The sequence below is a fragment of the Xanthomonas bonasiae genome (assembly GCF_014836395.1).
Taxonomy (GTDB): Bacteria; Pseudomonadota; Gammaproteobacteria; order Xanthomonadales; family Xanthomonadaceae; genus Xanthomonas_A; species Xanthomonas_A bonasiae.
Genome location: NZ_JACSQX010000002.1, coordinates 391204 through 405662 on the forward strand (window position 1 = coordinate 391204; position 14459 = coordinate 405662).

The 14459-nt window shown below is 69.5% G+C and carries 13 protein-coding genes and 1 other RNA gene; 12 read left to right on the forward strand and 2 right to left on the reverse strand.

The window, feature by feature from the left end:
- Positions 1–6 precede the first annotated feature (6 nt).
- The 9 genes from H9658_RS04470 (at position 7) to H9658_RS04510 (ending at position 5225) form a co-directional block, all read left to right on the forward strand.
- Positions 7–228 carry a TIGR02449 family protein gene (locus tag H9658_RS04470; RefSeq protein WP_179566973.1) on the forward strand — a complete coding sequence of 74 codons (222 nt, stop codon included), beginning with the start codon at positions 7–9 and terminating at the stop codon, positions 226–228.
- Positions 225–518 (forward strand): cell division protein ZapA, encoded by a 294-nt coding sequence (locus H9658_RS04475; RefSeq protein ID WP_003471552.1) that lies wholly within the window; start codon positions 225–227, stop codon positions 516–518. Before H9658_RS04470 ends, H9658_RS04475 begins: the two co-directional genes overlap by 4 nt.
- A gap of 98 nt (positions 519–616) precedes the next feature.
- Positions 617–801, forward strand: a non-coding RNA gene (gene ssrS / locus H9658_RS04480) — 6S RNA.
- A gap of 179 nt (positions 802–980) precedes the next feature.
- The gene (locus tag H9658_RS04485) at positions 981–1760 is read left to right on the forward strand and encodes an acyl-CoA thioesterase (protein ID WP_191824497.1); all 780 of its coding nucleotides are present in this window, start codon (positions 981–983) and stop codon (positions 1758–1760) included.
- Between the two features lie 78 nt (positions 1761–1838).
- Positions 1839–2432 (forward strand): 5-formyltetrahydrofolate cyclo-ligase, encoded by a 594-nt coding sequence (locus H9658_RS04490; RefSeq protein WP_191824498.1) that lies wholly within the window; start codon positions 1839–1841, stop codon positions 2430–2432.
- A complete protein-coding gene (locus H9658_RS04495) occupies positions 2429–2899 on the forward strand; it encodes an EVE domain-containing protein (protein ID WP_191824499.1) in 471 nt (156 codons plus the stop codon). The genes H9658_RS04490 and H9658_RS04495 overlap by 4 nt, the downstream gene beginning before the upstream one ends.
- A gap of 99 nt (positions 2900–2998) precedes the next feature.
- Positions 2999–3646: a ribose-5-phosphate isomerase RpiA gene (gene rpiA / locus H9658_RS04500; protein WP_145702709.1), complete on the forward strand. Its 648-nt coding sequence runs from the start codon at positions 2999–3001 to the stop codon at positions 3644–3646.
- Between the two features lie 175 nt (positions 3647–3821).
- Positions 3822–4271 carry a DUF192 domain-containing protein gene (locus H9658_RS04505; RefSeq protein ID WP_179566987.1) on the forward strand — a complete coding sequence of 150 codons (450 nt, stop codon included), beginning with the start codon at positions 3822–3824 and terminating at the stop codon, positions 4269–4271.
- A gap of 39 nt (positions 4272–4310) precedes the next feature.
- Positions 4311–5225, forward strand: a complete 915-nt coding sequence (locus H9658_RS04510; RefSeq protein WP_406848102.1) for a SirB1 family protein — start codon at positions 4311–4313, stop codon at positions 5223–5225.
- Positions 5226–5435: 210 nt separating this feature from the next.
- Here the strand turns inward: H9658_RS04510 and H9658_RS04515 are convergent, their stop codons facing one another.
- Positions 5436–5627, reverse strand: coding sequence for a rubredoxin (locus H9658_RS04515; RefSeq protein ID WP_191824500.1), 192 nt, complete (start codon positions 5625–5627; stop codon positions 5436–5438).
- 74 nt (positions 5628–5701) lie between these two features.
- On the opposite strand from H9658_RS04515, the gene thiE reads away from it, so the two are divergent.
- On the forward strand, positions 5702–6325 hold the full coding sequence (thiE, locus tag H9658_RS04520) for a thiamine phosphate synthase (RefSeq protein ID WP_191824501.1): 624 nt from the start codon (positions 5702–5704) through the stop codon (positions 6323–6325).
- A 311-nt stretch (positions 6326–6636) separates the two neighbouring features.
- On the opposite strand, the gene H9658_RS04525 is transcribed toward thiE, so the two are convergent.
- On the reverse strand, positions 6637–9804 hold the full coding sequence (locus tag H9658_RS04525; protein WP_191824502.1) for a TonB-dependent receptor: 3168 nt from the start codon (positions 9802–9804) through the stop codon (positions 6637–6639).
- 310 nt (positions 9805–10114) lie between these two features.
- Here H9658_RS04525 and hemL point away from each other — a divergent pair, with 310 nt between their 5' ends.
- Positions 10115–11407: a glutamate-1-semialdehyde 2,1-aminomutase gene (gene hemL, locus H9658_RS04530; protein WP_191824503.1), complete on the forward strand. Its 1293-nt coding sequence runs from the start codon at positions 10115–10117 to the stop codon at positions 11405–11407.
- 221 nt (positions 11408–11628) lie between these two features.
- On the forward strand, positions 11629–14403 hold the full coding sequence (locus H9658_RS04535; protein ID WP_191824504.1) for a LuxR C-terminal-related transcriptional regulator: 2775 nt from the start codon (positions 11629–11631) through the stop codon (positions 14401–14403).
- Positions 14404–14459: the final 56 nt, after the last annotated feature.

The window sequence follows — 14459 nt, forward strand, 5'->3', positions numbered from 1 at the left end:
GGCGCCATGGACAGCCCCGACGCCCTCGCCCAGCTTCGCACCCTCGCCACACGCGTGGAAACGCTGGTCGAGCGCTGCCAGCGCCTCGCCGACGAGAACCGCAGCCTGCGCCAGCAGCAGGAGCAGTTGATCGGCGAGCGCTCGCAGTTGCTGACCAAGAACGAGCAGGCGCGCTCGCGGGTCGAGGCGATGATCACCCGGCTCAAGTCGCTGGAGCAGCACACGTGAGCGAACCGGTCAGCGTCCGCATCCTGGACCGCGAATACACCGTCGGCGTCGAGGCCGAAGAACGCGACAGCCTGCTCGCCGCCGCGCGCCTGCTCGACGCGAAGATGCGCGAGGTGCGCGGCAGCAACCGCATGGCCGCGGTGGACCGGGTCGCGGTGCTGGCCGCCTTGAACCTGGCGCACGAGCTGCAGCAACTGCGCGACGAGCAGGCCCGGCGCGATCATGAGATGGCGCGCACGCTCGCCGATCTCAATCGCCGGCTCGACGGCGTGGTCGATACGGCGCGTTGATACACGCCTCGCATTTCGATCATCAACGTGAATTGCGCCGTACCGCGCGACCGACGAACGGACTAGCCAAGCGCGGCGACGGCGCTATACTTCGCTTGCGTTCTCTGCTGTAAACGACAGCGTGTGCAAACATTCGCCTTGTCCCTTAATTACGACCACGGGATGGCGACGGAATCGGGTGTGCAGGTCCGCCTTGTAGCGGGAAGCCCGATGGTTCCCCAGCTATCCCACTTGAACCCCGGGTTCAAGGTCGTTTCGCACGCATCGTCATGGCGGAGAATGCAATATCCCGGAAACGGCGCCGCAAGGCGCCGTTTCCTTTTGTGCGTCCGGCATGCGCCACGCCCGACGCCCCATCGCCTCGGCGCCGTCGCTGGCGTCCCCGCAGCGCACGGCGTCCCCGCACCGACCAGCCGCCCGCGCAAGCCTGGGATACTGTCGCGCCCTTCCAGGAGACGCCGCATGCCCTCGCTCGCCCAGATCATCGACCGCTTCGACCCGAACGCCGGGTTCGACGTGCCTGCCAGCTGGTTGCAGGGACGCACCGCCTTCGGTGGCCTGTCCGCGGCGCTGGCGCTGCAGACCGCGCTGCGCGCGGCGCCGTCCGCGCTGCCGCCGCTGAAGTCGGCGCATATCTGGTTCGTCGGCCCCACAGACGCCACCCTGCGTTTCCAGGCGCAGCCGTTGCGCCAAGGCAAGTCCGCCACCTCGATCGCGGTCGATTGCCTGGCCGGCGCGCAGGTCGCGCTGCGCGCGGCGCTGCTGTTCGCGCAGCCGCGTCCCAGCCGCATCGCCCACGACTTCATGCCTACGCGGCCCGCGGTGTGCGGGCCCGACGCCGCAACGCCGATCGCCGCCAGCGCGATCACTCCGGCGTTCGCCGCCAACTTCGAGATGCGCCTGGCCGGCGGCGCGCTGCCGGTGTCCGCCGCGGCCAGCCCGGAGCTGATGGTCTGGGTGCGCCATCGCGACAGCGCGGGCGTGGATCCGAGCCTGGCCTTGGTCGCGCTCGGCGACAGCCTGCCGCCGGCGGCGATGGCCTGCTTCACCGAACCGGCGCCGGTCAGCTCGATGACCTGGACCCTGGATTTTCCGCAGCCAGCCGCGGCAGGCGACTGGTTCCTGCTGCGTTCGGCCAGCCAGCACGCCGCCGACGGCTACTCGCTGCAGGACATGCAGATCTGGGACGAAGCCGGGCAGCTGGTGCTGTCGGGCCGGCAGACGGTGGCGATCTACGCCTGATGCCGCGACGACGGCAACGCCCTAGCCAGTCCACGCGCCGGCACCGACAATAGCGCCGTCCCTTCCCGCGCCTGCCCGATGACTCCCGACGACCGCGACCTCCTGCGCCAGCAACTGCGCGCGCGCCGCCGCGCGCTCCCCGCCGCCGCGCGCCTGGCCGCCGCCGACGCGCTGGCGCTGCGCTTGCTGGACCTGCCGTTCGCGCCGCAGCACGGCCACGTCGCCGGCTATTGGGCGATGGACGGGGAGATCGCGCTGCACCGCTGGCAATTGAGCCTGCCGGCCGGCGTGCAGTACTGCCTGCCGGTGCTCAGCGGCAACACCCTGCGTTTCGCGCCGTGGCGCCCGGGGCAGCCGCTGACCGCCAACCGCTACGGCATTCCCGAACCCGATGTCGCCGCCGAGGCGACGCTGGCGCCCGAGCAGATGGCGCTGGTGGTGGCGCCGCTGGTCGGCTTCGACGCCGGCGGCGGACGCCTGGGCATGGGGGGCGGCTGGTATGATCGCAGCTTCGCATTTCGCCAGCGGCAAGCGCCTCCGCCCTGGCTGGTCGGCGCCGCCTTCGCTGCGCAGCAGGTCGACGCGCTGTCCGTCGCCGCCTGGGACGTGGCGCTGGATGCGGTCTGCACCGACTCCCACACCCTCCTGACCGCGACCGATCTCCCCGCATGACCGCACGCAAGCGCTACTGGCTGATGAAGTCCGAACCGGACGCCTTCTCGATCGACGACCTGCAGCGGGTCGGCAGCGAACCCTGGAACGGGGTGCGCAACTACCAGGCGCGCAACTTCATGCGCGACGGCATGAAGGTCGGCGACGGCATCCTGTTCTATCACTCCAACTGCAAGGTGCCCGGCATCGTCGGCACCGCCACGGTGGCCAGCGACGCGTATCCGGACGTCACCCAGTTCGATCCCACCTCCGACTACCACGACCCCAAGGCCACCCGCGAACAGCCGCGCTGGTATCTGGTGGACGTGGCGTTCGAGCGCAAGCTCGCGCGCACCATCGCGCTGGACGAGATCAAGCAGCACGCCGACGCGCTCGGCGAAGGCTTCCCGCTGACCGCGCGCAGCAACCGCCTGTCGGTGTTCCCGGTCAGCGCCGCGCAGTGGAAGCTGCTGTTGGCGCTCGAGTAGCCGGGATTGGGGATTGGGCATTGGGGATTCGTCTCCTGCCCGGCCCCGCCTGCCGCTTTGACGAATCCCCAATCCCCAATCACGAATCCCGAGCCCCCCATGTCCGAAAGCAAACGCCTGGCCGCCGAAAAAGCCATCGAATACGTCGAAGACGGCATGATCGTCGGCGTCGGCACCGGCTCCACCGTGGCCTACTTCATCGACGCGCTGGGCCGCATCGGCCATCGCATCAAGGGCGCGGTGTCCAGCTCCGAGCAGAGCACCGCGCGCCTGCGCCAGCACGGCATCGAGGTGCTGGAGCTGAACCACACCGGCAACCTGTCGCTGTACGTGGACGGCGCCGACGAGTGCGATCCGAACCGTTGCCTGATCAAGGGCGGCGGCGCCGCGCTGACCCGCGAGAAGATCATCGCCGAGGCCAGCGAGCGTTTCGTCTGCATCATCGACCCGAGCAAGCAGGTGCAGACGCTGGGCGCGTTCCCGCTGCCGATCGAGGTGATCCCGATGGCGCGCAGCCTGGTCGCGCGCGAGATCCTGGCGCGCACCGGCGGCCAGCCGGTCTGGCGCGACGGCGTGGTCACCGACAACGGCAACGTGGTGCTCGACGTGCACCACCTCAGCATCACCGATCCGGTGGCGCTGGAGCGCGAACTGAACCAGATCCCCGGCGTGGTCTGCGTCGGCCTGTTCGCGCGCCGCCCGGCCGACGTGGTGATCGTCGGTGGCGAGCCGCCGCGCGTCCTGTAGGACGCGCGCGGGATTGGGGATTCGGGATTGGGGATTGGTAAAAGCCAAAATCTCCCTCCGGCCTCCGAATCCGCTGTTGCGAATCCCCAATCCCGAATCCCCACTCCCGGCTCTCTTGACTCGCCACCCACCATGCAACAAGGTGCGCGCTGATCCCACCTTCCCCGGCAACGCCATGTCCCTGTTCCGCGCCCTGTTCGTCCTCGTCCTGCTGACCCTCAGCGGCTGCGCCAGCGCCGGCGGCCATTGGGTGGAACTGGCCGGACACCGTTACCAGGTCGAGCTGGCCCAGGACGATGCGACCCGCGCGCGCGGACTGATGTTCCGCGACCAGATGGACGCCGACCACGGCATGCTGTTCATCCACGACCGCGAGGAACCGCAGGCGTACTGGATGAAGAACACCAAGATCGCCCTGGACATCCTGTACTTCGACACCCAGCGCAAGCTGGTGGCGCAGCAGCGCGACGTGCCGCCGTGCTCGGCCGGCAACGCCTGCCCGCCCTATCCCAGCAACGCGCCGGCGCGCTACGTGCTGGAACTCAATGCCGGCCAGGCCGCGCAACTCAAGCTGCAGGACGGCGCCGAACTGAGCTTCGGCCCGGGCATCCCCACCGCCCGCTGAGCCGCGCCGGCGTCGGAAAAAAGCGCCGCCGCTGTGGCGCTGAACCCGACACCGCTGTCGGGAACCGCCGGACTTGATCGCGTCGCACTTTGCAGCCAGTCTTGGGCCATGGTCGACCGACTGACATTGCCGAGCTGGAATACCCTGGCCGCGCTGGACGACGATGCGCTGCCGCTGCTGGCCACCGCGCTGCTGATCGCCCGCGACGAGTATCCGGAACTGGATGCCGAGCACTACGACACGCTGGCGCAGAACCACGCCGAGCACCTGCGCCACGAAGTGGCGATGATCGAGCCGTGGCCGCTGAAGATGGCGGCGATCAACCGCCACCTGTTCGAGGAACTCGGCTACAGCGGCAACCACGACGAGTACTACGACCCGCGCAACAGCTACATGAACGAGGTCTTCGAGCGCCGCCTGGGCAATCCGATCTCGCTGGCGCTGGTGCAGATGGAAGTGGCGCGGCGGCTGGACATCCCGCTCGACGGCGTGTCCTTCCCCGGACACTTCCTGGTGCGCCTGCCGGTGGACGACGGCCTGCTGGTGATGGACCCGTTCAACGGCGGCCGCCCGCTGGCGGTGGAAGAACTGCGCGAACGCGCGCGTCCGCACCTGGGCGGCGAGACCCCGGACGACCGTGCTCTGCTGCAGATCCTGGATCCGGCGCCGCACCGCGCGATCCTGACCCGGGTGCTGCGCAACCTGCACGGCGTCTACGCCGAACGCGACGAATGGGATCGCGCCGCGCGCAGCGCCGACCGCGTGCTCAAACTGATGCCCGACCAGCCCGAAGCCCTGCGCGATCGCGGCCTGGCCTACCTGCAGATGGACTACGTCCCCGGCGCGCGCCGCGACCTGGGCCGCTACCTGCAACTGAACCCGGAAGCCAACGACGTGCTGCCGATCCGCGAACGCCTGGTGGAACTTAGCGCGCGGGCGCAGCGCATGCATTGAGGGCCGGGATTGGGGATTTGGGATTGGGGATTCGCAAAAGCCGGTTCGGCGGTGGCTGCTGATTCGCCGCATCCTGTGGGAGCGGTGCAACTCCAACCTGATTTATTGGCATGCGCCGGAGCTAAGCCACTCCTACAGGCGAAGCAATCGCCGGATAACCGCTGAGGCCGCTTTTGCGAATCCCTAATGCCGACTCCCCAATCCCGGTCTTCAGTCCATCTCCACAATCTCGAAATCGTCCTTGGTCACGCCGCAGTCCGGGCAGGTCCAGGTGTCGGGCACGTCTTCCCAGCGGGTGCCGGGGGCGATGCCCTCTTCCGGCAGGCCGTCGATTTCCCGGTAGATGAAGCCGCAGACGACGCACATCCAGGCGCGGTAGGTGGTGGCAGTGGCATCGCTCATTGGATAATCGCGGGTCTACGGGCCGAACGGAGGGGCATTGTCCCACCGTCGCCTGCACACCGGAAGGCTCCTCCATGAATGCATCACCGCCGCCCCGCGGCGTCTACCTGATCACGCCCGACGAGGCCGACGGCGCGCGCCTGCTGGCGCGCGTGGCGCCGCTGCTCGGCCACGGCCCGACCTGGCTGCAGTACCGCAACAAGCGCGCCGACGCGGCGCAGCGCCTGGCCCAGGCGACGGCGCTGCAGGCGCTGTGCGCGCAGGCCGGGGTGCCGCTGATCGTCAACGACGACGTGGCCCTGGCGCAGGCGGTCGGCGCCGCCGGCGTGCACCTGGGCGAAGACGACGGCGACCTGGCCACCGCGCGCGCAGCGCTCGGTGCCGACGCGCTGATCGGCGCCTCGTGCTACGACGACCTCGCGCTGGCCCGCGCCGCCGCCGCGGCCGGCGCCAGCTACGTCGCCTTCGGCGCGTTCTTCCCCACCCGCAGCAAGGTCACCACGCGCCGCGCCGACCCCGGCCTGCTGCGCGATGCCGCGGCGCTGGGATTGCCGCGGGTGGCGATCGGCGGGGTGCGTCCCGACAACGGCCGCGCCCTGGTCGCCGCCGGCACCGACCTGCTGGCGGTGATCAGCGGCGTGTTCGACGCCGAGGATCCGCCTGCCGCGCTGGCCGCCTACCGCGCCTGCTTCGACTGAGGCGGGGGCGCCGGCGCGGATATCGAATGCGCCGCTGGCGGAGCGCTCTTGGTGCGAAGCCTCGCGCCTCCAAACTCCGCGAAGCGCTTCGCGCCCGTACCCTCACCCCAACCCCTCTCCCGGTGGGAGAGGGGCTTAGGCTATTCCCTCTCCCCTCGGGACCATGGCCCCTTTTCGGGGGAAGGTGCCCCGCAGGGGCGGATGAGGGGACGGGCGCAGCCTCGGGCACCCAAACTTCGCGAGGCGCTTCGCGCACGTACCCTCACCCCAACCCCTCTCCCGACGGGAGAGGGGCTTGGAACCATGCGCGCTCAGAAGTCGTAGCTCAGCGTCACCCGTGCCGAGCGCGGCGCCTGGTAGGCCACTGCCTGGTTCCATAGCGGATTGACTTGACCAGGATTCAATTCGGAGAACGGATAGACATTGGTCACCGTCTGCCGGTTGGTGACGTTGAACACGTCCAGGCTCAGCGCCAGTTTGCCTTCGGCGAACTTCGGCTTGTAGGTCAGGCCCAGGTCGAGTTGCGCCACCCAGCCAAGATTGCCATGCGACCCCGGCGGCGACGCCTCGCCGGTGCCGGTGGCCGGGTTGTAGCAGAAGTGGTACGTGCCGCCGGTGATGCTGGGATTGGCATAGCCGGCCGGGTCGCGGTCGCCGGCGTCGTAGTTGCTGCCGTAGTAGTAACCCAGGCACGGCCGTGGCGCGCCGGAAATCAGGCTCAGGTTCGCGGACGTGCCCCACTCCTCGGTCAGCTGATAGAAGCCGTATGCCTTCAGCTGATGGCGGCGGTCGTTGGACTGGTTGCCGTTGAAGTTCTCCATCAGCGCCGCATGGTCCCAGCTCTGCGTGGTCGAGGTCGCCGCCTGGCCCTGGTAGCTGCCCAGCGCGCCGCCGGTGCGCCACAGGTCCGAACGCAACTGGCCTTCGGTGGTGCCGTAGCTGTGCGACCACACGTAGCTCATCTTGGTGTACCAGCGGCCGTCGAACGGACGCTCCAGGTTGAATTCCAGCGCCGAATAGCGGCGCTTGAATTCGGGGTAGCCGCCCTGCTCGCGGGTCACGGTCAGCGCATGCACCTGGCCGTCGGTACCGATCACCCGGTAGGTATTGGTCTTGCCCGGATTGACCAGCGCCGCGCTGGCGTTCTTGGTCCAGTCGATGTCCACGCCCGCGGCGGCGGCCGCCGCCACCAGGCCCGCGTTGGAGTTGTCGAGGTTGGTGTCGTCGATGCCGTCGTTGAGCCGGCGGTGGGTGCCGCGCACGCCGAACACCCAATCGTTCGGCAACACCGTGGTGAAGCCGAGAATGACCTCGTCCTGGTTCTCGCCCTTGATGTCCTCGGCCACCGCGGTGCGCACGTCGGCGAGCCGGCCGAAACGCGAGTTGGCCGACACCGGCGGCGCCAGCTGGGTGGCCAGGATCGGCGTGCCGTCGGCATTGATGCCGCTGTAGGTGTAGTAGGTGCTGGTGGACACCGCGGGGGTGAACAGGCCCGCCGGCGACAGCGGCAGGCCGAGGTAGTAGCGGCCGATGTTGCCGTACACCTTCAGGCTGGAATCGCCGTGGACGTCCCAGCTGAAGCCCAGCCGCGGCGCCCACTGGTTCTTCAGTTCGATGTAGGCCTGGCCGAACGGGGTGTAGTTGGTGAAGCTGTCGTTGCGCACGCCGAGCGAGAGCATCAGTCTGTCGGTGGCCTGCCAGTGGTCTTCGAGGTAGTACGCGGTCTGCTTGGCGTCGTAGGAATACAGGTTGGTGTCGATGTCCTGGGTGACGTAGTAGCCGGTGCTGCCGTAGGTGGGATCGGCCAGGCCCGGGCTGGGCACGCCGATGCTGCCGTCCTCGGCCACCGAACCGCTGACCTGGCCGCCGCTGTTGAGGCCGTACGGGTCCGGCGTGTAGCCGTAGGTCCACGCATAGCCGGGGCCGGACTTGTACGTGCCGATGTTGATCGCCTCGCTCTTCTGGTTGTCGATGCCGACGTCGATGCTGTGCGCGCCGAGCCGCCAGTTGAGATTGAGGCGCAGGTTGTCCTTCTTGTACTCGCGGTCCGGATCGGTGATCGAGACGACGCGCTGCTGGTTGCTGATCGGCGTTGCGCCGACGTACGCCGGGTTCTGGTTGTCGACGCTGTTGAGGAACGGGCCGTTGCCGGCGTCGTAACCGATCGCGGTGAGCTTGTTGGGCAGGCTCTCCTTGCCGTACAGCGCGGTGAAGGTGAGGTTGTCGCCGAAATAGCCGGTGTACTTGCCCAGGAACAGGGTCGGGCCGAACTCGTTCTTGGCTTCGCGGCCCACATAGCTGCCGACTTCGCGATTGACGTAGTCGTAGCCGTAGATGTTGCCGTTGGTGCGCGCCTTGTCCTGCGCGCCGGTGAATTCGAGCAGGTGGTTGTCGCTGATCTGCCAGTCGATCTTGGCGTAGGCGCGGGTCTGCTTGTAGTCGTAGCGGGTCCACGGCGAGCCGGAGATGCCGCCGGAGGTGACCCGCGCATCGGCGACGCGGGTACCGCTGGAATCGACCTGCTCCAGCGCCAGGAAGAAGAACAATCGATCCTGCACCAGCGGACCGCCGAGGTAGGCGCTGTAGGTGGTCTTGTCGGCCTTGGTCTCGCTCAGCGGCATGTAGTTGCCGGCGGTGTATTTGGTATTGCTTGGACTCGGATTCCAATACACGCTGTCCTTGCGGAAATACAGGTCGCTCTGCCTGGCGCTGAGGCTGTCCGGTTGCCAGATCACCGCCGCGCCGAAATGCCATTCGTTGCTGCCGCGCTTGCCGACCTGGCTGATCACGCCGCCGTTGGAACGGCCGTATTGCGCGCCGTAGCCGCCGGTGAAGATTTCCTGCTGGTCGATCGCGCCGTACGGCAAGGTCAGCCCGCCCAGGCTGCTGGCCGGATCGGTGGTGTTGAAGCCGTTGAGGTAATAGGCGTTCTCGCTCGCCGCCGAGCCGCCGAAGCTGGCCAGCGAGCCGCCGAGCGGGCCGTTGTCGTAGCCGCCGCTGTTGGCGACCACGCCCGGCGCCAGCAACGCGATGGCCTCGGCGCTGCGGCCCAGCGGCAGCACCGCCAGTTGCTCGGCGGTGATCACGGTGCGGCTGTCGACACTGGCCACGTCGATCCTGGCCACGTTGCCGGCCACCACGTTGACCGCATCCAGCGTCTGCGCCGGGCCGCCGAAGCCGACTTCGGTGCCGGCGCCGACCACCAGGCTGATGTTCTCGCGCGTCTCCACCACCTGGCCGTCGCGCTTGAGGGTGACCGTGTAGGTGCCCAGCGGCAGATTGCCCTGTGCGTAGCGGCCGCGTTCGTCCACCTTGACCTCGCGGCTGAAGCCGCTGGTGTTGGTGATCAGCACGCTGCTCTCGCCGGCGCCGGGCGGCACGCTGCCGACGATGCTGCCGGTGGTGGACTGCGCATAGCCATTGCCGGCGGCAAGCGCCAACGCGAGCGCCAGGGCGCTCCTGCGGATCGTACGGTGCATGCTCTCTCCCCGAAGATGGAAAATCGTTGGCAACCCAACGAAAAATGCAGGCAACGCCAAGGGCGATCGCCGCGAACACGGTGGAAACTCCGCCCACCGCACGACCGATCGCCGTTGGCTCTCGGGTCGTGCGCCCCTGGACATCCCGATAGTAGGCAGCGGATCACAGCGCCGAGCCGGCCACGACGGGTAGGTGCGGCGCTGCCGGGTAGGCGACATGGCACGTGCAGGCGGCAGCCGCGACAATAGGCGGCATCGCTCCGCGCCCGGCCCCATCGGCCCGGCCAGCCTCGCCAAGGATTCCCCGCTCATGAACCATTCCCGCTCGCACGCCCTCTTCAGCCAGGCGCAGTCGCTGATCCCCGGCGGCGTCAACTCGCCGGTCCGCGCCTTCAAGTCGGTGGGCGGCGAACCGTTCTTCGTGCAGCGCGCCGACGGCCCCTACCTGTACGACGTGGACGGCAACCGCTACATCGACTACGTCGGCTCGTGGGGACCGATGATCGCCGGACACAACCACCCGGCGGTGCGCGAAGCGGTGCAGCGCGCGATCGGCGACGGCCTGTCGTTCGGCGCACCGTGCCCGGCCGAGGTGACCATGGCCGACACCATCACCCGCCTGGTGCCCTCGTGCGAGATGGTGCGCATGGTCAATTCCGGCACCGAAGCCACCCTGTCGGCAGTGCGCCTGGCGCGCGGCGCCACCGGGCGCAACCGCATCGTCAAGTTCGAAGGCTGCTACCACGGCCACGGCGACTCGTTCCTGGTCAAGGCCGGCAGCGGCATGCTGACCCTGGGCGTGCCGACCTCGCCGGGCGTGCCGGCAGGCCTGAGCGAACTCACCGCGACGCTGAGCTACAACGACTTCGAAGGGGCCACCGCCTTGTTCGACCAGATCGGCGGCGAGATCGCCGCCGTCATCATCGAGCCGGTGGTCGGCAACGCCAACTGCATCCCGCCGCGTGAGGGTTACCTGCAACACCTGCGCGAACTGTGCACCCGCCACGGCGCGCTGCTGATCTTCGACGAGGTGATGACCGGCTTCCGCGTGGCGCTGGGCGGCGCGCAGGCGCACTACGGCGTGGTGCCGGACCTGACCACCTTCGGCAAGATCATCGGTGGCGGCATGCCGGTCGGCGCCTATGGCGGCCGCGCCGAGCTGATGCGACAGATCGCCCCCTCCGGGCCGATCTACCAGGCCGGCACGCTGAGCGGCAATCCGGTGGCGATGGCCGCCGGCCTGGCGATGCTGGAGCTGGTGCAGGCGCCGGGCTTCCACCAGCGCCTGGATGCGGCCACCGCCGCGCTGTGCGCCGGGCTGGAGCAGGCCGCCGCCGCGGCCGGAGTGGCGGTCACCACCAACCGGGTCGGGGCGATGTTCGGGCTGTTCTTCACGTCGGAGAAGGTCGAGACCTACGCCCAGGCCACCGCCTGCGACACCGCCGCGTTCAACCGCTTCTTCCACGCGATGCTCGCGCGCGGCGTGTTCCTGGCGCCCTCGGCGTACGAGGCCGGCTTCCTGTCCAGCGCGCACGACCAAGGCGTGCTGGAGGCCACGCTGGCCGCGGCGCGTGAGGCATTCGGCGTGGTCGCCGCCGGCTGAACGGAAACTGAGCACCCGGTCGCGACTTTGCTTTTGTCGCGGCCGTGTCATAAGTTCAACGTTCACGGCCAACGGACGGCATCAGGGCGGGGGCCCGTGGAATCGGTACCGCACACGCGCTTTCCGCGATCTGCGCGGCGAGCCGGCACGCGTCCGACTCCGTACCGTCACCCGAACCGCCAGAGGGCGCAAGGGCGACCGCTGCAGACACTCATGGCGACATGCTCAAGCCTGTCACGCTGTTGAATCCGCGTTTCCCTCCGGCCGCGCACGACAGTCCCGCCATGCCCGACTGGGTGCTGGCCGACAAACTGGCGCCGCCGCGCTCGCGCGTGGCCGCGGTGGCGCGCGAGGCGTTGTTGCAGCACCTGGACCGCGCCGCCGAGCTGCCGCTGACCCTGTTGCTGGCGCCGCCCGGCTTCGGCAAGACCACCTTGCTCGGGCAATGGCACCAGCGCCTGCGCGAGCGCGGCGACGCCGCGGTGGCATGGCTGTCGCTGGACGAGGACGACGCCGATCCGGGGCGTTTCCTCGCCTACCTGGCACTGGCCGCGCGCGGCGCCGGGATCGAACTCGGCGCACCCTTGCAGGCCGCGCTGCAGCAGCAGGGCCAGGACCTGGATGTGGCGTCCACCCTGCCGGTGCTGATCCGCGCGATCCGCGCCGCGCCGCGACGCCTGCTGGTGATCCTCGACGACTACGACCGCGGCCACGCCAGCGCGCTCGACGAGGTGGTGACGCGACTGGTCGAACACGCCGGCGGCCAATTGCACCTGCTGCTGGCGACACGGCGCGCACCGGCGCTGCCATTGGCGCGCTGGGCGCTGCAGGGCCAGCTTGAACGCATCGGCGCACGCGAACTGGCCCTGGACGACGCCGAGACGCTGGCGCTGCTGGGACCGCAGGTGCCGGCGGCGATGGCCCGCCAGCTGCGCCGGCAGACCGAGGGCTGGGCGGTCGCGCTGCAATTGGCCGGGCTATGGCTGGGCGGCGACGAACGCCGCCGCGACGATCTGGGCCGGTTCTCCGGACGCACCGCCGAGCTGGCGGCATACCTGGCCGAACAGGTGCTCAACGACCTGGATCCGGCCTTGCGCGCCTTGCTGCTGCAGCTCTCGCCACTGGAGCGGTTCAACGCAGCGCTCGCCGACGCGGTGCGCGAACGCGACGACAGCGGTCGCCTGCTGGAGCGGCTGGCGCACTTCCAGGGCCTGCTGGTAGCGCTGGACGGCGAGCACGAATGGTTCCGCTTCCATCCGCTGTTCGCCGATTATCTGTACCAGCAACTGGAGCGCGACACGCCCGGACTGGCGCCGCAGCTGCACCGGCGCGCCGCGCACTGGTTCGACGCGCACGGACAGTTGCCCGAAGCGGTGCGGCATGCGGTGCGCGGCGGCGCGATCGACAGCGCCGCCGACTGCATCGCCCGCGCCGGCACCTGGCAGTTGCTGCTGCGCCACGGCACCGCCCCGATCCGCGCGCTGCTGCGCCGCTTCCCGCGCAGCAGCATCGGCGAGCGGCCCGCGCTGAACCTGACCCAGGCCTACCTGCACATGAAGCTGGGCGAGTTCGCGCACGCGCAGACCCTGCTGGAACGCTTCCGCGATTTCCCCGAACAGGTGCGCGCCCCGTTCGAACGCGACTACACGGTGGTGGTGGCGTTGCTGCGCGACCTGCTCGACCAGGTCTGCGCCAACCCGCGCGGACTGGCGCAGATCGCCGCGCAGGCGGCGGCGCTGGACGAGGACGACAGCCTGGGCCGCGGCACGCTGTGGTGCATCTGCGCCACCACCGCCCTGGGCCGCGCCGATTTCGCCGGCGCCGAGCGCTATGCGCAGCTGGCCGGTACCGCGATGCAGGCCAGCGGCAGCGAAGTCGGCACCAGCTATGCGCTGATCCATCTGGCGCAGAGCCACTACTACCGCGGCCAACTGGAGCGGGCCGAAGCCATCTGCCGCCAGGCGCTGGCCATCGCCCAGCGCCAGCAACAGCTCGATCCGACCCTGCAGGCGGTCGGCCAGTGCCTGCTGGCGCAGCTGCAATGCGAGCACGGCCGCTACGACGAAGCCGCCGACTGCCTGCAGCCGGCGTTGGGGTTCCTGGAACAGCACGACGGTTGGCTGGACATCTATGCCGCCGGCTACGAGACCGCGCTGGTGCTGGCGCGGCAGCACGACCGCAGCGGCCGCGCCGCGCTGGCTCTGCTCGACCATATCGACCGCATCGCGCATGCGCGGCACCTCGGCCGGCTCGCCGACCTGGCCCTGGCCTGGCGGCTGCACGTGCTGCTCGACCAGCCGCCCTCGCCGGCGATCGACGTGCTGGTCGCGCGCACCGGCGGCGAGGCGCGGTTCGCGCATGCGCTGGGCCAGCCGCAGGATTGGCGCTTCCTCGCCGCGCTCGGCTTCGCCCTGGCCCGCTGGCACCGCCTGGGCGGACGCACCCGCGCCGCGCTGGCGGTGCTGCAAGGCGTGGAGGCGGCCTGCATGGCGGCCGACAACCAGGTGCAGCTGGCGCGGGTGCGCGCGCGCATCGCGCTGGTGCTGCACGACCGCGGCGAATCCGCCGCCGCCCTGCCCTACCTGCGTCACGCGCTGCAGCACGTGGCCAGCACCCAGGCCTGGCAATGCCTGCTGGAACTGGGCGTGCCGGGCAAGGCGCTGCTGCGCATGGCGCGCCAGCAGGATCCGCAGGCCGCCCCGAACACCACGCTGGCGATGACCATCCAGGCGCTGCTCGACAAGCTGCGCCACGACCAGGACAACGGCGCCGACCTGTTCAGCGAACGCGAACTGGAAGTGCTGGCGCTGCTGGCGCAGGGCGATGCGAACAAGCAGATCGCGCGACGCCTGGCGCTGTCGGAGAACACGGTCAAGTTCCACCTGAAGAACCTGTACCGCAAGCTGGAAGCCGGCACCCGCGAAGCGGCGTTGGCCAGCGCGCTGCAACGCGGCCTGCTGCAGCGCATGGCGCCGCCGGATTCCGCATTGGACTGAGTGCGATCTCGCAATCGCGAGAATCGTCGCGACCCTGTAGGAGCGGGGGGGGGGGG

Excerpts from the sequence above, each read along its gene's own strand:
- H9658_RS04470 (WP_179566973.1), top strand. The coding sequence starts at position 7 with ATGGACAGCCCCGACGCCCTCGCCCAGCTTCGCACCCTCGCCACACGC.
- H9658_RS04485 (WP_191824497.1), top strand. The coding sequence starts at position 981 with ATGCCCTCGCTCGCCCAGATCATCGACCGCTTCGACCCGAACGCCGGG.
- H9658_RS04490 (WP_191824498.1), top strand. The coding sequence starts at position 1,839 with ATGACTCCCGACGACCGCGACCTCCTGCGCCAGCAACTGCGCGCGCGC.
- H9658_RS04495 (WP_191824499.1), top strand. The coding sequence starts at position 2,429 with ATGACCGCACGCAAGCGCTACTGGCTGATGAAGTCCGAACCGGACGCC.
- rpiA (WP_145702709.1), top strand. The coding sequence starts at position 2,999 with ATGTCCGAAAGCAAACGCCTGGCCGCCGAAAAAGCCATCGAATACGTC.
- H9658_RS04505 (WP_179566987.1), top strand. The coding sequence starts at position 3,822 with ATGTCCCTGTTCCGCGCCCTGTTCGTCCTCGTCCTGCTGACCCTCAGC.
- H9658_RS04515 (WP_191824500.1), bottom strand. The coding sequence starts at position 5,627 with ATGAGCGATGCCACTGCCACCACCTACCGCGCCTGGATGTGCGTCGTC.
- thiE (WP_191824501.1), top strand. The coding sequence starts at position 5,702 with ATGAATGCATCACCGCCGCCCCGCGGCGTCTACCTGATCACGCCCGAC.
- H9658_RS04525 (WP_191824502.1), bottom strand. The coding sequence starts at position 9,804 with ATGCACCGTACGATCCGCAGGAGCGCCCTGGCGCTCGCGTTGGCGCTT.
- hemL (WP_191824503.1), top strand. The coding sequence starts at position 10,115 with ATGAACCATTCCCGCTCGCACGCCCTCTTCAGCCAGGCGCAGTCGCTG.
- H9658_RS04535 (WP_191824504.1), top strand. The coding sequence starts at position 11,629 with ATGCTCAAGCCTGTCACGCTGTTGAATCCGCGTTTCCCTCCGGCCGCG.